At 59.7% G+C, this 20757-nt stretch carries 19 protein-coding genes and 3 pseudogenes; 14 read left to right on the top strand and 8 right to left on the bottom strand.

The features are described from left to right. Positions 1-13: 13 nt before the first annotated feature. The 4 genes and pseudogenes from ACZZ0G_RS14140 to ACZZ0G_RS14125 all read right to left on the bottom strand — a co-directional run bounded on the left by ACZZ0G_RS14140 (position 14) and on the right by ACZZ0G_RS14125 (position 2580). Positions 14-745, bottom strand: coding sequence for a methyl-accepting chemotaxis protein (locus ACZZ0G_RS14140; RefSeq protein ID WP_463558858.1), 732 nt, complete (start codon positions 743-745; stop codon positions 14-16). Positions 746-880: 135 nt separating this feature from the next. Beyond that, a pseudogene (locus tag ACZZ0G_RS14135) lies at positions 881-1906 on the bottom strand (cache domain-containing protein); the annotation flags it as partial. 144 nt (positions 1907-2050) lie between these two features. After that, positions 2051-2353 carry a cell division protein ZapA gene (locus ACZZ0G_RS14130; protein ID WP_016987569.1) on the bottom strand — a complete coding sequence of 101 codons (303 nt, stop codon included), beginning with the start codon at positions 2351-2353 and terminating at the stop codon, positions 2051-2053. Further along, on the bottom strand, positions 2350-2580 hold the full coding sequence (locus tag ACZZ0G_RS14125) for a hypothetical protein (RefSeq protein WP_016987570.1): 231 nt from the start codon (positions 2578-2580) through the stop codon (positions 2350-2352). The genes ACZZ0G_RS14130 and ACZZ0G_RS14125 overlap by 4 nt, the downstream gene beginning before the upstream one ends. A gap of 210 nt (positions 2581-2790) precedes the next feature. On the opposite strand from ACZZ0G_RS14125, the pseudogene ACZZ0G_RS14120 reads away from it, so the two are divergent. From ACZZ0G_RS14120 to ACZZ0G_RS14090, 7 genes and pseudogenes are all read left to right on the top strand, one after another. Continuing rightward, positions 2791-3582, top strand: a pseudogene (locus ACZZ0G_RS14120) (MCP four helix bundle domain-containing protein); the annotation flags it as partial. Positions 3583-3612: 30 nt separating this feature from the next. Next, on the top strand, positions 3613-4485 hold the full coding sequence (locus tag ACZZ0G_RS14115) for a methyl-accepting chemotaxis protein (RefSeq protein ID WP_371042268.1): 873 nt from the start codon (positions 3613-3615) through the stop codon (positions 4483-4485). A gap of 432 nt (positions 4486-4917) precedes the next feature. Beyond that, a complete protein-coding gene (locus tag ACZZ0G_RS14110; protein WP_016983888.1) occupies positions 4918-6660 on the top strand; it encodes a potassium/proton antiporter in 1743 nt (580 codons plus the stop codon). 34 nt (positions 6661-6694) lie between these two features. Next, a complete protein-coding gene (gene mscK / locus ACZZ0G_RS14105) occupies positions 6695-10048 on the top strand; it encodes a mechanosensitive channel MscK (protein WP_463556530.1) in 3354 nt (1117 codons plus the stop codon). A gap of 48 nt (positions 10049-10096) precedes the next feature. Next, complete coding sequence (gene selO / locus ACZZ0G_RS14100; protein ID WP_463556529.1) at positions 10097-11560, top strand: protein adenylyltransferase SelO; 1464 nt, start codon at positions 10097-10099, stop codon at positions 11558-11560. Between the two features lie 90 nt (positions 11561-11650). Beyond that, positions 11651-12811, top strand: a complete 1161-nt coding sequence (locus tag ACZZ0G_RS14095; protein ID WP_463556528.1) for a hypothetical protein — start codon at positions 11651-11653, stop codon at positions 12809-12811. Further along, positions 12811-13335, top strand: coding sequence for a hypothetical protein (locus ACZZ0G_RS14090; RefSeq protein WP_463556527.1), 525 nt, complete (start codon positions 12811-12813; stop codon positions 13333-13335). The genes ACZZ0G_RS14095 and ACZZ0G_RS14090 overlap by 1 nt, the downstream gene beginning before the upstream one ends. A 27-nt stretch (positions 13336-13362) precedes the next feature. On the opposite strand, the gene ACZZ0G_RS14085 is transcribed toward ACZZ0G_RS14090, so the two are convergent. The 3 genes from ACZZ0G_RS14085 to ACZZ0G_RS14075 form a co-directional block, all read right to left on the bottom strand. Beyond that, positions 13363-13818: a hypothetical protein gene (locus ACZZ0G_RS14085; RefSeq protein ID WP_463556526.1), complete on the bottom strand. Its 456-nt coding sequence runs from the start codon at positions 13816-13818 to the stop codon at positions 13363-13365. Between the two features lie 99 nt (positions 13819-13917). Continuing rightward, positions 13918-14319: a helix-turn-helix domain-containing protein gene (locus ACZZ0G_RS14080; protein WP_463556525.1), complete on the bottom strand. Its 402-nt coding sequence runs from the start codon at positions 14317-14319 to the stop codon at positions 13918-13920. Next, positions 14316-14612, bottom strand: coding sequence for a type II toxin-antitoxin system HigB family toxin (locus tag ACZZ0G_RS14075; protein WP_463556524.1), 297 nt, complete (start codon positions 14610-14612; stop codon positions 14316-14318). The genes ACZZ0G_RS14080 and ACZZ0G_RS14075 overlap by 4 nt, the downstream gene beginning before the upstream one ends. A 194-nt stretch (positions 14613-14806) precedes the next feature. On the opposite strand from ACZZ0G_RS14075, the pseudogene trxC reads away from it, so the two are divergent. Then, a pseudogene (gene trxC / locus ACZZ0G_RS14070) lies at positions 14807-15241 on the top strand (thioredoxin TrxC). A gap of 132 nt (positions 15242-15373) precedes the next feature. Here the strand turns inward: trxC and ACZZ0G_RS14065 are convergent. After that, the gene (locus tag ACZZ0G_RS14065; RefSeq protein WP_016772022.1) at positions 15374-16144 is read right to left on the bottom strand and encodes a ParA family protein; all 771 of its coding nucleotides are present in this window, start codon (positions 16142-16144) and stop codon (positions 15374-15376) included. Positions 16145-16500: 356 nt separating this feature from the next. Here ACZZ0G_RS14065 and ACZZ0G_RS14060 point away from each other — a divergent pair, with 356 nt between their 5' ends. Genes ACZZ0G_RS14060 through ACZZ0G_RS14035 form a run of 6 tightly spaced genes read left to right on the top strand, consistent with a single transcriptional unit; the run spans position 16501 to position 20749 of the window. Continuing rightward, complete coding sequence (locus ACZZ0G_RS14060; RefSeq protein WP_463556523.1) at positions 16501-17226, top strand: beta-ketoacyl synthase chain length factor; 726 nt, start codon at positions 16501-16503, stop codon at positions 17224-17226. Beyond that, a complete protein-coding gene (locus ACZZ0G_RS14055; protein ID WP_463556522.1) occupies positions 17202-18014 on the top strand; it encodes a lysophospholipid acyltransferase family protein in 813 nt (270 codons plus the stop codon). The genes ACZZ0G_RS14060 and ACZZ0G_RS14055 overlap by 25 nt, the downstream gene beginning before the upstream one ends. Continuing rightward, positions 17992-18267 (top strand): phosphopantetheine-binding protein, encoded by a 276-nt coding sequence (locus tag ACZZ0G_RS14050; protein ID WP_194935841.1) that lies wholly within the window; start codon positions 17992-17994, stop codon positions 18265-18267. Before ACZZ0G_RS14055 ends, ACZZ0G_RS14050 begins: the two co-directional genes overlap by 23 nt. A 9-nt stretch (positions 18268-18276) precedes the next feature. Further along, entirely contained in the window at positions 18277-18531 is a 255-nt protein-coding gene (locus ACZZ0G_RS14045; RefSeq protein WP_435034440.1) for an acyl carrier protein, read from the top strand. Then, positions 18528-19073 (top strand): COG4648 family protein, encoded by a 546-nt coding sequence (locus ACZZ0G_RS14040; RefSeq protein ID WP_463556521.1) that lies wholly within the window; start codon positions 18528-18530, stop codon positions 19071-19073. The genes ACZZ0G_RS14045 and ACZZ0G_RS14040 overlap by 4 nt, the downstream gene beginning before the upstream one ends. Next, on the top strand, positions 19070-20749 hold the full coding sequence (locus ACZZ0G_RS14035) for an AMP-binding protein (RefSeq protein WP_463556520.1): 1680 nt from the start codon (positions 19070-19072) through the stop codon (positions 20747-20749). The genes ACZZ0G_RS14040 and ACZZ0G_RS14035 overlap by 4 nt, the downstream gene beginning before the upstream one ends. The last annotated feature ends 8 nt before the right edge of the window (positions 20750-20757 follow it).

Raw genomic sequence — 20757 nt, 5'->3', positions numbered from 1 at the left:
AAAACAAAGGCTATCAATTCAATCGGAACCCACCCATCTGCCGCGCCAGATCATCCGCCAGCTTCTGCAACATCTGACAATCCTCACGACAGGCCCGAACCTCCCCCGCCGTCGCCCGCGCCAGATCAGAAATCCCCTGCACATTACGGTTGATCTCTTCAGTCACCGCCGACTGCTCCTCTGTCGCCGTCGCCACCTGATGGTTCATGTCACTGATGCGCTCGACCTGCCCGGTAATCGCCGTCAACGACGCTCCGGTACGCTGGCTCGACTCAACCCCGGTGCCCGTCGCCGCCTGCCCGGTACGCATCGACGACACGGCGTTTTCCGCACCCTGCTTGAGGCTGCCGATCATCTGTTGAATTTCGTCTGTGGATGCCTGCGTGCGTCGTGCCAGGGTACGCACTTCATCGGCAACAACCGCAAAGCCGCGCCCCATGTCCCCGGCCCGCGCGGCCTCGATGGCGGCATTGAGTGCCAGCAGGTTGGTCTGCTCGGACACACCACGAATCACTGCTAATACAGAGTCGATCGAGGCCACTTGATGTGCCAGCTCGCCGACCGCACCCGCCGCTACGCCAATCTCATCGGACATGCTTTCAATATGCCGAATCGAGCCACCGACCACTTCCCGCGCCTGCATCGCTTCATCACGCGCGGTTTGCGAGGCCAGTGCCGCGTTACCGGCGTTCTGCGCGATTTCCTGCACGGTCAGGCCCATCTCGTGAACGGCAGTCGCTACCATGTCGGTCATTTCCTGCTGACGGCCGGAACGTTCAGCGGTGTTCTCGACGACTTTCGCCACTTGCCCCACAGCAGTGCGCAGACGCTCGCTGGTGGTCAGCACTTCGCCGATCATGCCGCGCTGGCTATCGAGGAAACGGTTGAAGCCCCGAGCAAGGTCGCCCAACTCATCAGCACGGCTGGAATCTAACCGGTGGGTCAAATCTCCACCACCGCTACCGATTGCTACCAGCGCGGCTGTTACTTGGCGAATCGGCCGCACCAGACCTTGCGCCAGCCACACCACCAGAGCGAGGCACACCAGCGCCACCGCCAGACCAATGCCGCCGCTCATCCACATGGCTTTACGCGCCTCGGCGTAGATCTGCGATTGCGGCACTTCGGCCACCAAGGTCCAGCCGAGATCGCGCAGCGGCAGGCTGAAAGCGAGGAAGTCTTCACCCTCTCTTTCGAAGCTGCTGCTGACAGCGTTTTTTTGACCCATGACGGCCTGCGCCGCATTGGCGCCGATCTGCTCGCTCAAGGTGCGCTTGCCACTGAATTGCGCCTCGGGATGTACTTGGATCAAACCATCGGAACGCACGAGATAGACCTTGCCGCGCTCGCCAAAGCTGAAGTTGTGGATCAGCTCCGACAGCTCTTTCATGCTCAAACCTAGCCCGGCCACACCGACCACTTTGCCGGCCTGCTCGACCTTCAAATCAATGAACAGCGCCAACTCTCCGGTCGCCCCGTCGTTGTCGATATTGAGGGTGCGCGGCTGATTGCTGTCGAGGAAGGAATAGAACCACGCGTCAGCCGGTTTGGTGCGACTGAGGGTGCGATCCAGACCTTTTTCGGTGATGTAGTGATTGGATTCGGTGCCGATGATCAAAGCGGTAAACGCTTTATGTTCGGCGCGGATGCCTTCCAGATACTGCGCGAAGCCAGCAGTTTTACTGGCGTCCTCACCCGAGGCAAGCCAGTCGCGGACCATCGTATTGCTGGCAATGTCTTTGGCCGCCGTCAGCGGCTGCACGAGGATCCGCTCGATATCGTTGCGCGTCGCTTCGATGCTCGACGGCAGGGCTTGTTCGACCAGATAGCTCTGGGCGAGGCGGTTGACCACCAGGGTATAAATGCCAACCACGATCAGAATACTGACCAGCAGGGCGGTGCCCATGCTGAGAATCAGCTGCCATTGAATACTGCGTCGCCACAACTGCATGGAGCACCCCCAAAGAATAAGTGGCCGAAACAATGCAACAGCCGTGCCGATTGTATACAACCCGTTCGACAATCTATTCTTTGGTTGTGCGCACCTCCATCAACCCTGATTGATGGTCTTGGCGATGGTGTCGACCGTGGCGCTGACTTGCTCTTGGTAACGGTCGAGTTCTTCCTGGTGTTGCTTCTTCATTTCAATCTGCTGCGAGCACAGATTCATCGCCGCCAGCACCAGCAAGCGGTCACCGATCAGTGTCGGGTATTTGCGCTTGGTGTCATCCAGCGCTGCCTTGAGCATCATGGCCGCGTCCAGCAGGGTCTGTTCTTCCCCGGCCGGTGCCTTGATCGAATAGTCCTCCCCGAGAATGGAGACGACTTTTACCCCTGCTGTGTGGTGGTTCATGCGCTGACAGGACCTGCGTTGACGCGATCAACCAGTGCCTGAATGCGGGCCGCGGTGGCGCCGTGCTTTTCTTCCTGCTCCATCAGGTTCAGTTGCAGGCTTTCGTTTTCATCCTTGGCCTGAGCCAGTTCCGTGGACAGGGTCTGGTTGGTTTGCGCAAGGCTCTGGTTCTGTTGCACCAGGTCGCTGACGAGCTGTTCCAATTGGCTGAGGGATGCTTCCAACATTTTGATCTTCCAAGCGTTTTTCAAAGGGCGCGTACGATAAAGAAAAGTCACCACGGATGCCAGGGTTAAACCGGCGCAAGGCCTTGATTTTCCTGGTGGCGGACCGTTCCTGCGAGTTTTAAAGACTGTGATCTGCCGATCTGGTTCCTGCACTTCGTCGCCCAAGCCCTTCTGCGACAAATACGCACACCGCCTCAAGACTTTAGTCGTATGACCGATAAGTCATCCATACAGCAGTCTCAGCCCGCATGGACGCGGCCCTCTCTTGGTATCCGCCCCATGTCCCTTCGCAATATGAATATCGCCCCACGGGCGTTTACCGGCTTCGCCCTGATCGGCGGCCTGATGCTGATTCTCGGTGTGTTCGCCCTGAACCAGATGAGCAAAATCCGCGCAGCAGGCGAAGACATCGCCACGGCCAGCGTGCCTTCCATCAAGGCCCTCGACGAATTCACCCAACTGACTCTGCGCTTGCGTGTTTTGTCGTATCGGTTGCTGATCAACCGTGAACCGGACGTTCAACAAAAGACTGTCGAACTGTTCGAGCTGCGCAACAAGCAGATCGCCGACGCCCAGCGCGCCTACGAGCCGTTGATCGACGGCCCGCAAGAACGTGCGGCTTATGATCAATACGTGCAGTTGCTCGCGCAGTACCGCCAACTTGAAGACCGGATGAAAACCCTGTCGCGCAATAATCAGATCGATGAACTGCGGCAGATGCTCAACTCGGACTTGCTGAGCAACTCGGAAGCGGTGAACACCGCTCTGGCGCGTTTGCTCGAGATCAACACTCAGCAAATCGCCGAGACGGATAAAGGCGCGAGCGATCAGTTTTCGATGTCTTTCAACCTTGTGGTCACACTGTTGGTGATCGCCACTGGCCTGACATTTCTCTTCGCCTGGCTGCTGACCGTCAGCATCACCAAGCCGATCTCCAAAGCATTGGAAGCTGCGGAAACCATCGCCGAAGGCAACCTGACTCAACCGATCCACGTTGACGGTGAAGACGAAGCCGGCCGCCTGCTGGCAGCCATGGCCAAGATGCAATCGAAACTGCGTGACACCCTGCAGCGCATTTCCGGCTCGGCCACTCAGCTGGCTTCGGCGGCGGAAGAACTGAACAGCGTCACCGACGAAAGTGCGCGCGGCCTGACTCAGCAGAACAACGAAATCGAACAAGCGGCCACGGCGGTCAATGAAATGACCAGCGCCGTGGAAGAAGTCGCGCGCAACGCCGTGAGCACTTCGGAAGCCTCGAAAAACGCCACCACCTCGGCCGGCGACGGTCGTGATCTGGTGCAGGAAACCGTCAGCGCCATCGAACGCATGAGCGCCGATGTGCAGAGCACGGCCAGCCTGATCGGCGATCTGGCCAACGAGTCCCGTGACATCGGCAAAGTGCTGGATGTGATTCGTGGCCTGGCGGATCAGACAAACCTGCTGGCCCTGAACGCAGCGATTGAAGCGGCGCGTGCCGGTGAAGCGGGCCGCGGTTTTGCCGTAGTGGCAGACGAAGTACGTGCCTTGGCGCATCGCACCCAGCAGTCGACCAGCGAAATCGAGCGGATGATCGGCAGCATTCAAAGCGGCACGGAGCACGCGGTGGACTCGATGCGCAACAGCACCGAGCGTGCCGAGTCGACCCTGAACATTGCCCGTGGCGCCGGCATGTCGCTGGATACCATCAACACTGCCATCGTCGAGATCAACGAGCGCAACCTGGTGATCGCCAGCGCCGCCGAAGAGCAGGCGCAGGTGGCGCGGGAAGTGGATCGCAATCTGGTGAATATTCGTGATTTGTCGGTGCAATCGGCGACGGGCGCGAATCAGACGAGTGCGGCGAGTAATGAACTTTCGCGGTTGGCGCTGGACCTGAACAACATGGTTGGGCGGTTCAGTCTGTAATTCGGTAGATCAAGATCAAAAGCACCCTCACCCCAGCCCTCTCCCAGAGGGAGAGGGGGAAAGGGAGCAGATCTTGGTGTTTTTCAAACCCTGAGTTCGACTCGAGGTTTCAGGTCGGTGCACCTCGCACAAACACTTCGATCAGTCCCTCTCCCTCCGGGAGAGGGGGAAAGGAAGCAGATCTTCGTGTTTTTCAAAACTTGAGTTCGGCGCGATATTTCAGGTCGGTGTAACTTGAACAAACACCGCGGTCGGTCCCCTCTCCCTCCGGGAGAGGGCTAGGGTGAGGGCAGCAATCGCCCGCCGAACACAAAACCTGATGCCCCGCTGAAAAAGCTTTTTGACAGCATCACATTTCAACAGGTTAGAATCGCTGGCACGCAGACTGCATGGTCAGTTTGTGCCCGTCTTTACGCTTCTGGAGTACTGCCTTTGAATGCGACGACCATCAACAGCCTGTTCTTGATCGGCGCGTTGCTGGTAGGCGCAAGCATTCTCGTCAGCTCACTTTCTTCCCGTCTCGGCATCCCGATTCTGGTCATCATCCTCGCAGTCGGCATGGCCGCCGGGGTCGATGGCGGCGGCATTATTTTCGATAACTACCCGACGGCCTATCTGGTCGGCAACCTCGCATTGGCGGTGATTCTCCTCGACGGCGGCTTGCGCACGCGGGTGTCGAGTTTCCGTGTGGCGTTATGGCCAGCGCTGTCGCTGGCCACGGTCGGGGTGTTGATCACCACCGGTCTGACCGGCATGGCCGCCGCCTGGCTGTTCGACCTCAATCTGATCCAAGGCCTGTTGATCGGCGCCATCGTTGGCTCAACCGACGCCGCAGCAGTGTTCTCGTTGCTCGGCGGCAAAGGTCTGAACGAACGGGTGACCGCCAGCCTGGAAATCGAATCCGGCAGCAACGACCCGATGGCGGTGTTTCTCACTGTCACTCTGATCGACATGCTCGCCAGCGGCCAGACCGGCCTGCACTGGAGCCTGCTGACCCACCTGATCCGCGAATTCGGCATCGGCGGCGTGATCGGCCTCGGTGGCGGTTGGCTGATGCTGCAACTGGTCAATCGGATCAATCTGGCCGCCGGCCTGTATCCGATTCTGGTGATCGCCGGCGGTCTGGTGGTATTCGCCCTGACCAACGCCCTGCACGGCAGCGGCTTCCTCGCGGTTTATCTGTGCGGGCTGGTCATCGGCAACCGTCCGGTGCGCAGCCGCCACGGCATTCTGCATATGCTCGACGGCATGGCCTGGCTGGCGCAGATCGGCATGTTCCTTGTGCTCGGCCTGCTGGTGACGCCGCACGACTTGCTGCCAATCGCCCTGCCCGCCCTCGGTCTGGCGCTGTGGATGATTCTGTTCGCGCGACCGCTGTCGGTGATGGTCGGCCTGCTGCCGTTCAAAGCCTTCCATGGCCGCGAAAAAGCCTTTATTTCCTGGGTCGGCCTGCGTGGCGCGGTACCGATCATTCTCGCGGTGTTCCCGCTGATGGCCGGCCTGCCGAATGCGCAGCTGTACTTCAACCTCGCCTTCTTCATCGTGCTGGTGTCGCTGCTGGTGCAGGGCACGAGCCTGCCGTGGGTCGCCAAGCTGCTGAAAGTGACGGTACCGCCGGAGCCTGCACCGATTTCCCGGGCGGCGCTGGAAGTCCATGTCACCAGCGAGTGGGAGCTGTTCGTTTACAAGCTCGGCGCGGAGAAATGGTGCATCGGTTCGCCCCTGCGTGAGCTGAAAATGCCCGAAGGCACGCGCATCGCGGCACTGTTTCGTGGCCAGCAACTGCTCCATCCGTCGGGTAGTACGGTGCTGGAAGTCGATGATTTGCTGTGTGTTATCGGCCATGAACACAACCTTGGCGCCCTCGGAAAACTGTTCAGCCAGGCGCCGCAACGCGGCCTCGATCTGCGTTTCTTCGGCGACTTCGTGCTCGAAGGAGACGCCCAGCTTAAAGCGGTTGCAGCGCTCTATGGCTTGCCAGCCGAAGGCATTGATCCGGACATGACCCTGGGCGCCTTCATCGCCCAGAAAGTCGGTGGTGCTCCCATCGTCGGTGACCAGGTGGAGTGGAACAACACCCACTGGACGGTTGCGGTCATGGACGGGAACAAGATCGGCAAAGTGGGCGTCAGATTCCCCGAAGGAAGTCGCCCGGGCCCCGGGCTCTTCCTCTAAACTGCGTCCACTCTCACTTGCTTGACCGGTCTCTATGCCTACCCTGCGCTCCTTTTTCGCCGCGGCCCTGCTGGGCCTGAGTCTTACTGTCGGCCCGCTGTACGCCGCCGAACCACCGTCCAGCGACGCCGTGCAGGCCAGCCTCGACAAACTGGCCGACAGCAAACTGCCGGATGCCGATAAAAAGGCTCTGCAAACCACCTTGCAGAGCACGCTGACTCAGCTGAACAATCAGCGTGATTACGCGCAGAAGCTGATCGACCTGAAACAGCAACTGGCCACGGCGCCCAAGCAGACGATCGAAAACACCCGCGAACTGACGCGCCTCAAGGCCACGGCGATAGTGCCGGTGGCGCAGCGTTTTCCCAAGGAGTCGATCCCGCAGCTGGAACAGATCCTGACGGATCGCTCGACCCAGCAAAGCGATCTGCAAAAAGCGCTGGCCGACGCCAACAGCCTGATCATCACTGCCCAGACGCGTCCCGAACGTGCTCAGGCAGAAATTTCCGCCAGCCAGACGCGCATCCAGCAGATCAACAACATCCTCAAGTCCGGCAAGGATGCTGGCAAGACTGTCAGCAACGAGCAACGTGATCAGCTGAACGCGGAGCTGGCAGCACTGAACGCGCTGATCCCTTTGCGCCGTCAGGAGCTGGCCGGCAACAGTCAGTTGCAGGATCTGGGCAACGCCCAGCATGACCTGCTTTCGGAGAAGTCCGACCGTCTCGACCGCGAGATTCAGGAACTGCAGACACTGATCAATCAGAAGCGTCTGGCGCAGTCGCAGGAAACCGTCACCCAGCAATCGATCGAGGCGCAAAAGGCCGGCAGCAGCAGCTTGCTCGCCACTGAAAGCGCAGCCAACCTCAAACTCTCGGACTATCTGCTCAAAAGCACCGACCGCCTCAACGAAGTCACCCAGCAGAACCTGCAAACCAAGCAGCAACTCGACTCCCTGACCCAGAGCGATGCGGCCCTCGATGAGCAAATCAATGTGCTCAAGGGCAGCCTGCTGCTGTCGAAGATTCTCTACAAACAGAAGCAAGCCCTGCCACGACTCAAGGTCGACCGTGATCTGGCGGACCAGATCGCCGACATTCGCCTGTATCAGTTCGATGTCAGCCAGCAGCGTGAACTGTTGAGCAATCCGGCGTCCTATGTCGACAGCCTGCTGGCCACTCAGCCCCCGGAACAAGTCACCCCGCAATTGCGCAAAAGCCTGCTGGATCTGGCGAACACCCGCGTCGATCTGCTGGAGCGTCTGAACCGCGAATTGAGCTCAATGCTCAACGAATCGATCACCCTGCAACTCAACCAGAAACAACTGCTGAGCACCGCGCAGAGCCTGCGTGCGACCCTCGATGAGCAAATGTTCTGGATCCCTAGCAACAAGCCGCTCGATCTGGAATGGATGCGCGGCGTGCCGGAGCGGCTGAAACGTCAGGTTGACACACTGCCGTGGGCCTCGAGCCTGAGTGAACTGACCGACGGCCTGACCCAGCGCCCCTTGCTGTTTCTGCCTCTGGCATTGCTGATCGGCGCGCTGCTGTGGCGCCGCAAAAGTCTCTACGGTCGCCTGAACAAAGTTCACCAGGACATCGGCCATTTCAAACGCGACAGCCAGTGGCACACACCACAGGCCATTCTGATCAATATTCTGCTGGCGATGCCGGTGGCGCTGGGCCTCGCCTTGTGCGGGCTGGCCTTGCAGATCGACGCGCGCGGTCAGAACGCCAACATGGGCGCAGCGCTCCTGCAGATGGGGCAGGCATGGCTGGTGTTCTACACCGCCTATCGAATCCTCGCGCCCGGCGGTGTCGCCGAATTGCACTTCCGCTGGGAAAAACCCCAGGTCGAATTCCTTCAAGGCTGGGTACGCCGGCTCGGGCTGGTGGTCATGGCGCTGGTGGCTGTGGTGGCGGTCGCCGAATTGCAACCGGCGGCGCTCGCCGACGATGTACTCGGCATGCCGGTGGTGCTGACCTGCTACGCGTTGATGGCATGGCTGCTCAGCCGCTTGCTGATCAGCAGCCCGGCCCACGAAAACGCCTCGCTGTTCCGCAAAGCCGTCGGCGTGATGTTCACCCTGCTGCCGATCGCCTTGTTCGTGGCGGTGTGCTTCGGCTATTACTACACCGCGCTGAAACTCAGCGACCGATTGATCAACACCCTCTATCTGCTGATGTTCTGGCTGGTGATCGAAGCCACCTTCGTCCGTGGTCTGAGCGTTGCCGCACGGCGTCTGGCTTACCAGCGCGCCCTGGCCAAACGTCAGGCGGCGAAAGAGGCTGGCGACGGCGAAGCCGTGATCGAAGAGCCGACGCTGGATATCGAAAAGGTCAACGAACAGTCCCTGCGCCTGATCCGTCTGGCCCTGCTCGGCGGCTTCATCGCGGCGTTGTACTGGGTCTGGTCGGACCTGATTTCGGTGTTCTCGTACCTCGACAACATCACCCTGTACGAATACACCAGCGGCACCGGCGCCAACATGAGCATGGTGCCGATCAGCATCGGCGACATGCTTGGCGCGCTGATCATCATCGGCATTACCTTCGCCCTCGCGCGCAACTTGCCCGGCCTGCTCGAAGTGTTCGTGTTGTCCAAGCTGAACTTGGCCCAGGGCAGTGCCTACGCAACCACGACGCTGCTGTCGTACGTGATCGCCGGTGTCGGTTTCGTTTCGACCCTGTCGACCCTCGGGGTGAGTTGGGACAAGTTGCAATGGCTGGTGGCGGCGCTGTCGGTCGGCCTCGGTTTCGGTATGCAGGAGATCTTTGCCAACTTCATCTCCGGCATCATGATCCTCTTCGAACGTCCGGTACGGATCGGTGACACCATCACCATCGGCAACCTGTCGGGCACGGTGAGCAAGATCCGCATCCGCGCCACGACCATCACCGACTTCGACCGCAAGGACATCATTGTCCCGAACAAAACGTTCATTACCGGGCAACTGATCAACTGGTCGCTGACCGACACCATCACCCGCGTCACGCTGAAGCTCGGCGTCGATTACGGCTCCGATCTCGATCTGGTCAAGGAACTGCTGCTCAAGGCTGCCCGGGAAAACCCGCGCGTGCTCAAAGAGCCTGAACCGCACGTGTACTTCCTCAACTTCGGCGAAAGCACCCTCGACCACGAATTGCGCATGCACGTGCGCGATCTTGGCGACCGTAACCCGGTGCTCGATGAGGTCAACCGCTTCATCAATCGCGAGTTCAAGAAGCAGCACATCAACATCTCGTTCCGCCAGATGGAGGTTTATCTGAAGAACCTTCACGGCCAGGAATACAAGATGGTGCCGATCGAGCCGGAAACCAAAACCATCGTGCCGGTTGCCGACAATCAGAAACCGCTGCAAGAGCCGCCGCCGGCCAAACTCGACTAACCGGTCTAATCCCAGCAGAATGCTCGGACATTCTGCTGGAGCCGGCCCTTGAAAGCCCTCGACGAACTGACCTTCGACAATCGCTTCGCCCGCCTGGGCGACGCGTTCTCAGCCCACGTGCTGCCCGAGCCGATCGACAACCCGCGTCTGGTCGTCGCCAGCCCGGCGGCCCTGGCCTTGCTGGATCTCGACCCGGCCACCGCTGAAACCCAAGAATTTGCCGAACTGTTTGGCGGCCACAAACTGTGGGCCGATGCCGAGCCGCGAGCGATGGTTTATTCCGGGCATCAGTTCGGCGGCTACACGCCGCAATTGGGTGATGGTCGCGGCTTGCTGCTGGGCGAGGTCTACAACGCGGCCGGCGAGCATTGGGACTTGCACCTCAAAGGCGCCGGGCAAACGCCGTTTTCGCGCATGGGTGACGGTCGCGCCGTGCTGCGTTCGTCGATCCGCGAATTCCTTGCTTCCGAAGCGCTTTACGCGCTGAACATTCCGTCCTCGCGCGCAGCCTGCGTGATCGGTTCCGACACCCCGGTCTGGCGCGAAAAGCAGGAGCGCGCAGCGATGGTGCTGCGTCTGGCGCCGAGCCACATCCGTTTTGGCCACTTTGAATATTTCTACTACACCAAACGCCCCGAGCAGCAGAAAGAACTCGGTGACCACGTGCTGGCGATGCATTTCCCGGAATGTCTGGAGCAGCCGGAACCGTACCTGGCGATGTTCCGCGAGATCGTCGAGCGCAACGCCGAACTGATCGCCAAATGGCAGGCCTACGGCTTCTGTCACGGCGTGATGAACACCGACAACATGTCGATCCTCGGCATCACCTTCGACTTTGGCCCGTTCGCCTTCCTCGACGACTTCGACGCCAACTTCATCTGCAACCACTCCGATGATCAGGGTCGTTACTCGTTCAGCAATCAGGTGCCGGTGGGCCAGTGGAACCTCAGTGCACTGGCTCAGGCACTGACGCCGTTCATCAGCGTCGAAGCCCTGCGCGAAACTCTCGGCTTGTATTTGCCATTGTTTCAGGCCCATTACCTCGACCTGATGCGCCGCCGCTTCGGCTTCACCACCGCTGAAGACGACGACCAGAAGCTGTTGGAGGATCTGCTGCAACTGATGCAGAACAGCGGCGTCGACTACACGCTGTTCTTCCGCCGTCTCGGTGAAGAGTCGGCCGAACAGGCCGTCGCCCGCCTACGTGATGACTTCGTCGACATCAAAGGCTTCGATACCTGGGGCGAACGCTACGTCGCCCGAGTCGCCCGCGATGGCGCGCCTGATCAAGTGCAACGTCGTACGCGAATGCATGCGGTCAATCCGCTGTATATCCTGCGCAATTATCTGGCGCAAAAAGCTATCGACGCGGCTGAACAAGGTGACTACTCCGAGGTTCGGCGCCTGCACGCGGTGCTGAGCAAACCTTTCGAGGCGCAGCCGGGGATGGAAAGCTACGCCGAGCGGCCGCCGGAATGGGGCAAGCATCTGGAGATCAGTTGCTCGTCGTGAGCCGAGCGATGTGACACTGCCGGGCATTCTGGCTTCATAGAACACCGCCGTGTACGGGACAACGCGGCATTACAGGACAAGGACGTTGCAGTGCTCGGCTATCTTTCCGTTGGCATCACGCTGTTTCAAACGCTTTCAATGCTTATCTACGTCGGCGGCATCTGGGCGTGCCAGTTCAGACTCAACGCACTGCGCCGCGACGAACCTGCGCGGTGCGCGACGATCGAAGAGCACCGGCTGCTCGCCCTCTATTACCCCAAGGAAACCTTCGAGCGCGATGTTCACCTGATCAGCGGCGCCTATAGAAAAACCGGCACCATGAAAGACTGGTCCGGCATGGACCGCATCGCTGAAATCCCGGTATTGCTGCCCGCACTGGCCCTGCCGTTTCTGAACAAGGAAGGCAACAACGAGGCCGAAATCATCTGCGGCAAAAAACGCGCTTATGTGATCCGCCTGAATGACGGCTACCACATCGAGGCGTTCGCCCAGCGTGTCGAGACCGACGAACGGGCTGATGCTCAGTGGAAGTTCGGTATTCCCGGCCCATGTATCGACGACGAAGAAACACTGATCCTCGGGCAACGCCCTGCCCGCAAGAAAGAGCGTCGACGCCTCGCGTATGAAATGTACGGGCACACGCCCTGTCTGCGGCGCTTTTGGGGGGCCTGTGCGGTTGTGGCAAGCGTGTTGCTGTTCTGGGCGATGGCCTTCGAGTGGCTGACCGCCAAGGAATGGTTTGTCCCTTTCTTCTTCGTAACCCTGGCAGGTTTCCTGCCCATGGCGCTGGAAAAGCATCAGCCGCGCAGCGTGGTCAACCGGGTTCAAGGCGTTTATCGCTGGGTTCCTGAGGAGGGAATGACCATCGGTAAAAAACGTGTGTCCGTCGAGCCACCGATCCGGCTGCAGATTGAAAATCACATCAAGGAAGGCCAGACCGTTATTGCTCATATCGACGTCGATGCCCAGAGAGGCTGGTATGACTGGCTGCTCAAGATCGAGGGCCTGCCCGATGCCTATGCCGACTGGCGCCATCAGGAGCACGAAGCCTGGCTCGGCAACGCGGTGATGATGGGACTGTTCGGGATTTCCTGGCTGGTGGCGCACTTGTGCTACCCCGACGTTGATCGCAGCAACGCGCAGGCGTGGGTGGAATATGTCAGCGGCGGACTGTGCGTCGCCTACGGCGTCAATCTGGCCAGGCGTCTGTGGGAGCGCCGGCCCTTGTCGAACGGCGTGAGCGCCTCCTGATGGCCCAGCCAGAGTTCGAAATGATCGCGGTTTTCGTCATCGTGGCGCTGCTCACCGGCCCCGCGGTGATGGTTCTCTGGAAACTCGCGGCCCTGTCCTGGTCGACTCGCCGGTTTGTCGCCAAGGCGCAACCCCTTCGCGAACTGAGCGATGCAGAAAGAGCCGCACTGGCATTCATGGACAGTCGGGCAATCGGCTTTATTCATCTGGTGGGGACGACCATTCTGCCGTTCAGGGAACTGGAGGCCGCGCAGGGCAAAGCCGCGGCGGTCTATCGGTTAAGCGGCCCGTTGAAAATTTCCGGATATGGTTCGCAATGGGGCGGGGAAGTGCATTACGCGATTCAAAACGTCGAGGTGTTCATGGCGGTGGATCAACTGACTGATTTCACCCGCGATCAGAACATTGTCGACGTGGTGTTCTGCAAGAACGTCGGCATCGTATTGAGCTGCAACGACAGTTACTCGCTGGTCGATGCCAGCGCTGCGTGGAAGCAGCGCATCTTCGGCCTCGAAGCACAATAGCGCTCGCGAGACCGCGGCACCGCTGAGTTATGCAGCCTGCGCCTCTGCAGCTGGACGCTCGCCCTGTTTGAACAGCACGAAATCGCGCTCTTCGCTGTCCGTGGCGGCGCTCTTGAGGAGGAATCCGATCACTAACCCGCCGCCAAACAGCACGCCCGTGAACCCGGAAAACGGCGGCTCAGCGAAGAACATGAAATAGAGTGTTGCAAGCATGCTGATCAGGAAGTACGGCCCCAGAATCAGCAACGCCAGCTTGCCGATACGGGTGGCTGTCTGCAGTTTTTTGTCCAGCACCTGACGGTCGGCCTCTTCGAGCAACAGATCCGAACTGCACTGATAACAGTTGATGGGCTGCAACCGAACCAGCTCGAAGACCTGGTGATACGTCGGCTTGAGCGTGTAGCTGCAATACCCGCAACTCATGCTTGCGTCTTTGTAAGGCGTGGAATCGGTAGGCGCTGCGGCCTCTTGGGTGGTGCTCATGACAGTTAATTCCCTTTAGATGAAAGCGCGGCTGAAAAAGCCGCGCGACATGCTAGCAGAGTGCAACTGCAATGGCCCTGGATAGCCCTGCCACGGCCTTCAGATGAATACATCTACTGGCAGCTTGAAGTGATCGGCCAGCCAACGGACCTGCCGTAAGTTAAGCTGGCGCTTGCCGCTCAAAATTTCCGAAACCACTGACTGAGGGCCGACACCGGGCAAATCGCTCTGGGTCAAACCATGTTCGCGCATCAGATATCCCAGCACTTCGTAACCAAGCGGCTTGGGCATTGGGTGATGAGTGTGATCCCACTCCTCAATCCAGTCACCGATGATATCCACCAGGCTCATTAAAGGATGGGATTCGTCATCGCCGGTCATTTCGAGTAACTCGTCGAGTGCTTGAACCAGTCCGTCGTAATCACTTTCGTTTTTCGGTTTGCGCAGCAACGGCGAGACGAACTCCCAGTGCTCGGCGGCTTTTTTGATCAGAACACTCATGCCTTCGACTCCTTCCATTTATCGCGATCATATTCGCGATGATCCAGCACATATTTGATATACAACTTTTGTGGTCGGTATCTGACGTAGGCGATCAACCTCAGTTTATTACCGCCAATATCGAACACATGAAATTCACCCACTTTATCGATAGCCGGGAACAGCGCCTTCATGGCGGCAAAGTCCAACGGTTTGCTTCCTTTTGCCACTTCAAGCCAGTGATCCAGTGCGGTGGCCGCTTTCGGCCATTTATCTTTCGCTTCTCGTATCCGTTTTGCAGTGATGACATGCATGCAACATCCTTATCGCATTTTGCTATGGGGAGTTAATCACAGATCAGGATTATCGCAAGTTGCGATACTTCCAAGCAGACCAACGGACCTGCTCGGCGTGCTTCAGCCTAGAATCACCGCCGAACCCTGCACGATTGAAAATATGAGCAAACGTCTCCAACTAAGGGGTATCAGCTCTTCACCGGACCACGCTCATGACCGACCCACTACTCATTCCCTGCCCCTCCTGCAACGGCCTCAATCGCATTCCCGCCGAGCGCCTTGCTGACCAGCCCAAATGCGGTCGTTGCAAATCCGCAGTGCTGCTGAACAAACCGTTCGAACTCAAGCAAGGCGATTACGCCAGTCAGATCAAGGGTGATCTGCCGTTGCTGGTGGATGTCTGGGCGGACTGGTGCGGGCCGTGCAAGTCGTTTGCGCCGGTGTTCGAGCAGGCAGCTGCGCAGTTGGCGGGTAAGTGCCGGCTGGCCAAGCTCGATAGTGAGGCGAATCAGCAGTTGTAGGCGCAGTTGGGGATTCGCTCGATTCCGAGTCTGATTCTGTTCAAGAACGGGAAAGAGGTGGCACGGCAGAGCGGCGCGTTTCCGTTGCCGCAGTTGATGGCGTGGCTGCGTAGCCAGGGGATCTGACACCACACAAATCCAATTGTGGGAGCGAGCCTGCTCGCGAAGGCGTCCGGTCAGTCAACACAGATGTTGAATGTACTGGCCTCTTCGCGAGCAGGCTCGCTCCCACCGGTAGGTTGGGTGCAACCCGGGAAATCAGTGATCTTCGAGCAGATTATGCAGTTCGACGAACTGCTGGGTCAGCTTGTGTCGTGGGTCGAGGTGGATCAGCGGCATGCTGGCCTGGTGCGATTCGCGCATGCGCACAGAACTGCTCAGATACACCGGCAATACCGGCAAACCTTCAGCAATCAACTCGTCAAGGATCTGCTGTGGCAGGCTCGCCCGGGCCTGGAACTGGTTGACCACGATGCCTTCGACTTCCAGACCTTCGTTGTGGTCATCCTTCAGCTCTTCGATTTCAGCAATCAGCCCATACAAGGCTTGGCGCGAGAAGCTGTCGCAATCGAAGGGGATCAACACGCGATCCGCAGCAATCAACGCCGATACTGCATAAAAATTCAGCGCTGGCGGGGTATCGAGGTAAATCCGGTCGTAATCCTCGGACAGCTCATCGAGCAACTTACGCAGCTTGTTGATCTTGTGCTTGGCCTCAAGCTTGGGCTGCAAGTCGGCCAGCTCGGCCGTCGCGGTGATGATGTGCAGGTTGTCGAACGGCGTTTCGTAGATATCCGCCTGATTCTTCTTTGAGAACGGCCCCGAGGACAGGGTCTGCTTGAAGAAGTCGGCAATGCCCATCGGGATGTCGTCACCGGTCAGCCCGGTCAGATATTGAGTGGAGTTGGCCTGGGCATCGAGGTCCACCAACAGCGTGCGATAACCCTCGCTGGCGCTGACCGCCGCCAGATTGCAGGCAATGCTGGACTTGCCTACCCCACCTTTCTGATTGAACACCACGCGCCGCATGACCAAACCTCCGTGTATCAAAGAATGACCGAGTGTAGATGCGCTCGACCTCGCTTCGCTACCTTCACGGACACGGACTACAAAGTCAGGTGCAAATATCCGCAGACAGTTGGCGCAATGACTGCCATTGATCGCCGAGATTGCTGACAGACAAGCCGCTCACGATCTGGATAATGGCCAAGTGACAGTTTTCTTGCGAACCACTCGGTACATTTCGTTGCGCAAAATGTAACCAGCATTTGCTACACACCCGTCGCACCGGGATAATGCGCGCCACCCGGCGCTATGCGCCACGTCAAGTCTGCCGCGGCTTTGGCGATTCAACGCGTCAACAAAGGCCCGCAGGGGCGGGATGAATGTCCGTGATCAACTTCAACATCGCCCAATGGCGCGCGTGGGCTCCCGGGCTCGACAGCGTGGACGCCTGGCAGGCCTGGAGCCGACAACCGGTCGTGCTCCAGAGCAGTGATGCCGCGCCCGATGTGTCGTTTTTGCCGGCCATGCAGCGCCGTCGCCTCAGCCGATTGGCACGCATGGCATTCAGTGTTGGCTGGCCCCTGGCCGACGGACGGGAAAATCTGCCGCTGGTGTTTGTTTCGCGTCACGGCGAAACCCCGCGAACCTACGAGATCCTCAGCGATCTGGCCAACGAACAGCCGTTGTCACCGACGCAGTTCAGCCTGTCGGTGCACAACGCGATCATCGGCCTGTGGTCGATCATGCGTGGCGAAACCAGCGAAATGACCGCCCTCGCCGCTGCCGGCGACGGTCTTGAGCACGGCATGCTCGAAGCGGCGGCCCTGCTCAATGAAGGCGCACCGGCGGTGCTGCTGATCATCACCGAAGAACAACCCCCGGAAGCCTATTCGACATGGATCGATGACGTGCCGTTTCCCTACGCGCTCGGCCTTTTGATGACCCCCGGTACCGACTGGCGGCTGACCCTGAACAGCACCACAGAAACACGGTCAAAAGCGCACTGGCCTCACGCGCTCGATCTGCTGCGAACCCTGCTCGGCCAGCAACCCCATTGCCAACATGCCTGGAAAAATCGTGTATGGACCTGGCAACGCAACCCGTGACCGAAAAAAACCGCGACGCCTATTACTGGCGCTTGCTGGCCACCGCTGCAAGCTTCGCCCTGTTCGGGCTGGGCGGACTGTGCCTGCGCGTACTGGTGTTTCCGTTGCTCGGATGCCTGCCGGGGGATGCGCTGAAACATCGACAGCGCGCACGGCAGACCGTCAGTCGGCTGTTCTGGTTTTTTGTGCGATTCATGGCCCGTACCGGCGTGCTGACCTATGACATTCAAGGCGCCGAACGTCTTGGCCGCCCCGGGCAAATGATCATCGCCAATCATCCGTCGCTGATCGATGTGGTGTTCCTGATCGGTCTGGTGCGCCAGGCCAATTGCGTGGTGAAGAAAAGCCTGTGGGAAAACCCCTTCACCCGTGGCCCGCTGCGCAGCACCGAGTACATCAGCAACGACGGCAGCATGGACATGCTCGATGCCGCCGCCCAATCCCTGCAAAACGGCCAGACCTTGATCATCTTTCCCGAAGGGACTCGTACCCAGCCAGGACAGGCGCCGGCCTTTCATCGGGGCGCCGCGGCGATTGCCCTGCGCGGTGCGAAAATTCTCACGCCGGTGATCATCAAGGTCAGCCCGACCACTTTGACCAAAGCCGAACCCTGGTACCGGATCCCCCGCCGCCGCGTGCACTTCAGTTTTCGCGTTGGGGCCGATATAGACCCACAGACTTTCGCCGCGCAGGGCCCCGCACCGCAGGCCTCGCGCAAGCTCAACGATTATTTGCATACCTATTTCATTAAGGAGCTCGCCGAAGATGAGCGATCTGAACACCCCTAGCCTGGTGCGTGACATCAAACTGCTGATCATCGACGCCCTGGGCCTCGAAGACATCAGCGTCGACGACATCGGCGACGAGCAGACGCTGTTCGGCGAAGGCCTGGGCCTGGATTCCGTCGACGCGCTGGAACTGGGTCTGGCAATCCAGAAAAAGTACGGCATCAAGATCGACGCCGACGCCAAAGACACCCGCAACCATTTCACCAACGTGGCCAGCCTTGCGGCGTTCGTCACGGCAAAACAGGCAGCTTGAGACCGGACCATGCAAACTCGTGACGATATTTTCAACACCCTGCGCGCTGCCCTGGTCGAGCTGTTCGAACTGGATCCGGCCCGTGTGAGCCTGGAGTCCAATCTGTATCAGGATCTGGAAATCGACAGCATCGACGCGGTCGATCTGATTGATCACATCAAACGCCAGACCGGCAAGAAAATCGCCGCCGAAGAGTTCAAATCGGTGCGAACCGTCGGCGACGTGGTCGAGGCGGTCTACCGTCTGGTTCAACCGGCCGCATGAGCCGACTGATCGGCCTGGGCCTGCTGCTGGCCGGTCTGCTGTACCCCTTTGCGGTGTATTTCGGCATGGAGCACTTTGCTCCGTGGCAGTTCGGACTGTTGCTGGGCAGTCTGTGGCTGGCGCGAGCGCTGACCGGTGAACGTAAACCCGGCAGCCTGTGGATGGCTGGCGTGGCCATTGTGTTCTGCCTGCTGCTGGCGCTGCTCGACAGCCCGCAGCTGCTGCGCTGGTACCCGGTGCTGATCAGCGGCTTCATGCTGGTGCTGTTCAGCCTGAGTCTGAAATTCGGGCCGCCCATGGTCGAGCGACTGGCGCGGCTGCGCGAGCCAGAGCTGCCGGACATCGCGATTCGCTATACGCGCAAGGTCACCGTGGCCTGGAGCGTGTTTTTCTTCTGCAACGGTTTGTGCGCTGCCCTCCTGACCCTGTGGGCGCCGCTGAATTGGTGGATGTTGTACACCGGCCTGATCTCCTATGGATTGATCGGCCTGATGTTTGCCATTGAATGGCTGATACGACAACGGGTAAGAGGCCGTACATGACTTGGATAAAACTTGAGCAGCTGTTGCTCAAGCCTGTGCCGGCGCGCGCGATCAGCCACGCACCGGCGCTCGAACACACGCAACTGTGCGAGCAGGCGTTAAGCGTTGCCGCCGGCCTGCAAGCTCAGGGCGTGAAGCGCATGGTTGTGCATCTGGAAGATGCCGCCGAACTGGCCATCGCTTTGCTGGGCGCATGGCGCGCTGGCGTCAGCGTTCTGCTGCCTTCGGATCTGCAGCCACAAACCCGCCAGCGCTGGTCGGGCGAAGTCGATCTGTGGCTGACGGACCGGGCCGATGACGCACAACTCAGCGACTTTCAGCAGCCGCCGCTGCCCGGCGCCGAACTGGATCTCGACCAGTGCCATTTGAGCCTGTGCACGTCCGGCTCCAGCGGCGAGCCCAAGCGTATCGACAAGACCCTGCGCCAACTGGCCAATGAAGTCGAAGCGCTGGAGCAGTTGTGGGGCGCGGATCTCGGTAAGGCCTGCATCATCGGCAGCGTCGCCACTCAACATATTTACGGTTTGCTGTTTCGCGTGCTGTGGCCGCTGTGCGCCGGGCGCCCGTTTGTGCGCCGGCAACTGGCGTTCCCCGAAGACTTGCAGCGTGCCAGCCGTGAACATCCGGCCTTCGCGTGGGTCGCCAGCCCGGCGTTGCTCAAACGCATGGGCGACAACCTCGACTGGCCGGCCCTGAGCGCCGTGCGCCGGGTGTTTTCCTCCGGTGGTGCGTTGCCGTTTGAAGCTGCGCAGAGTCTGCAACAACGCTTGCAGCAATGGCCGACGGAAATTCTCGGCAGCTCGGAAACCGGCGGTATCGCCTGGCGTCAGGGCGAACAACTGTGGCAACCGTTCGCCGATGTCGAACTGAGCCAGGACAGCGAAGGCGCCCTGTCGATCGCCTCTCCTTACCTGCCTGCCGGGCACATCGAGCACACCGCTGATGCCGCGCGTATCGCTGCTGATGGCCGCTTCGAACTGCTCGGACGGCTGGACCGCATCGTCAAACTCGAAGAGAAACGCATCTCGCTGCCGATGCTCGAACAAGCCCTGGTTGCCCACGATTGGGTCAACGAAGCGCGCTTGGGCGTAGTCCAGGAAAATCGCGCTTCGCTCGGTGCGCTGCTGGTGCTCAGCGAGTCGGGTCTGTTTGCCTTGCGTGAGCACGGGCGCCGCAGCCTGACCGAAACCTTGCGCCAGCATTTGCGCCAACACTGTGAAGCGCTGGCGCTGCCCCGGCGCTGGCGGCTGCTGCGGCAATTGCCGTTGAACAGTCAAGGCAAACTGCCGCAGGCCAACATTGAAGCGCTGCTGATGGCGCCGCGACCAAAAGCGCCCGAGGTGCTGGAGCAGGTCGAAACAGATGGCGAGTGGAGCCTGCAACTGTGCGTGCCGCCGGATCTGGCCTACTTCAGCGGCCACTTCCCTAAAGCTCCGGTATTGCCCGGCGTGGTGCAGGTGGAATGGGCGCTGAACCTGGGTCGCCAATTGCTCAACCTGAAAGGTCCGTTTGCCGGTATGGAAGTGCTGAAATTCCAGCAACTGGTGCGCCCCGGCGATGAAATCCAGTTGCACCTGCGCTTCGATCCGGAGCGCCGCAAATTGTATTTCGCTTACCGCAATGACACGGCGACCTGCTCCAGTGGACGGATTCTGGTGGGTGTAGAGCATGATTGACCATGGTG

The sequence above is a fragment of the Pseudomonas sp. AC169 genome (assembly GCF_979258515.1).
The sequence above is the reverse complement of the archived record's forward strand: the minus strand, read 5'-3'. Positions and strand labels throughout refer to the sequence as shown.

Excerpts from the sequence above, each read along its gene's own strand:
- ACZZ0G_RS14140 (WP_463558858.1), bottom strand. The coding sequence starts at position 745 with ATGGTAGCGACTGCCGTTCACGAGATGGGCCTGACCGTGCAGGAAATC.
- ACZZ0G_RS14130 (WP_016987569.1), bottom strand. The coding sequence starts at position 2,353 with ATGAACCACCACACAGCAGGGGTAAAAGTCGTCTCCATTCTCGGGGAG.
- ACZZ0G_RS14125 (WP_016987570.1), bottom strand. The coding sequence starts at position 2,580 with ATGTTGGAAGCATCCCTCAGCCAATTGGAACAGCTCGTCAGCGACCTG.
- ACZZ0G_RS14115 (WP_371042268.1), top strand. The coding sequence starts at position 3,613 with ATGGCCAAGATGCAATCGAAACTGCGTGACACCCTGCAGCGCATTTCC.
- mscK (WP_463556530.1), top strand. The coding sequence starts at position 6,695 with ATGCCTACCCTGCGCTCCTTTTTCGCCGCGGCCCTGCTGGGCCTGAGT.
- ACZZ0G_RS14090 (WP_463556527.1), top strand. The coding sequence starts at position 12,811 with ATGGCCCAGCCAGAGTTCGAAATGATCGCGGTTTTCGTCATCGTGGCG.
- ACZZ0G_RS14085 (WP_463556526.1), bottom strand. The coding sequence starts at position 13,818 with ATGAGCACCACCCAAGAGGCCGCAGCGCCTACCGATTCCACGCCTTAC.
- ACZZ0G_RS14080 (WP_463556525.1), bottom strand. The coding sequence starts at position 14,319 with ATGAGTGTTCTGATCAAAAAAGCCGCCGAGCACTGGGAGTTCGTCTCG.
- ACZZ0G_RS14075 (WP_463556524.1), bottom strand. The coding sequence starts at position 14,612 with ATGCATGTCATCACTGCAAAACGGATACGAGAAGCGAAAGATAAATGG.
- ACZZ0G_RS14065 (WP_016772022.1), bottom strand. The coding sequence starts at position 16,144 with ATGCGGCGCGTGGTGTTCAATCAGAAAGGTGGGGTAGGCAAGTCCAGC.
- ACZZ0G_RS14060 (WP_463556523.1), top strand. The coding sequence starts at position 16,501 with ATGTCCGTGATCAACTTCAACATCGCCCAATGGCGCGCGTGGGCTCCC.
- ACZZ0G_RS14055 (WP_463556522.1), top strand. The coding sequence starts at position 17,202 with ATGGACCTGGCAACGCAACCCGTGACCGAAAAAAACCGCGACGCCTAT.
- ACZZ0G_RS14050 (WP_194935841.1), top strand. The coding sequence starts at position 17,992 with ATGAGCGATCTGAACACCCCTAGCCTGGTGCGTGACATCAAACTGCTG.
- ACZZ0G_RS14045 (WP_435034440.1), top strand. The coding sequence starts at position 18,277 with ATGCAAACTCGTGACGATATTTTCAACACCCTGCGCGCTGCCCTGGTC.
- ACZZ0G_RS14040 (WP_463556521.1), top strand. The coding sequence starts at position 18,528 with ATGAGCCGACTGATCGGCCTGGGCCTGCTGCTGGCCGGTCTGCTGTAC.
- ACZZ0G_RS14035 (WP_463556520.1), top strand. The coding sequence starts at position 19,070 with ATGACTTGGATAAAACTTGAGCAGCTGTTGCTCAAGCCTGTGCCGGCG.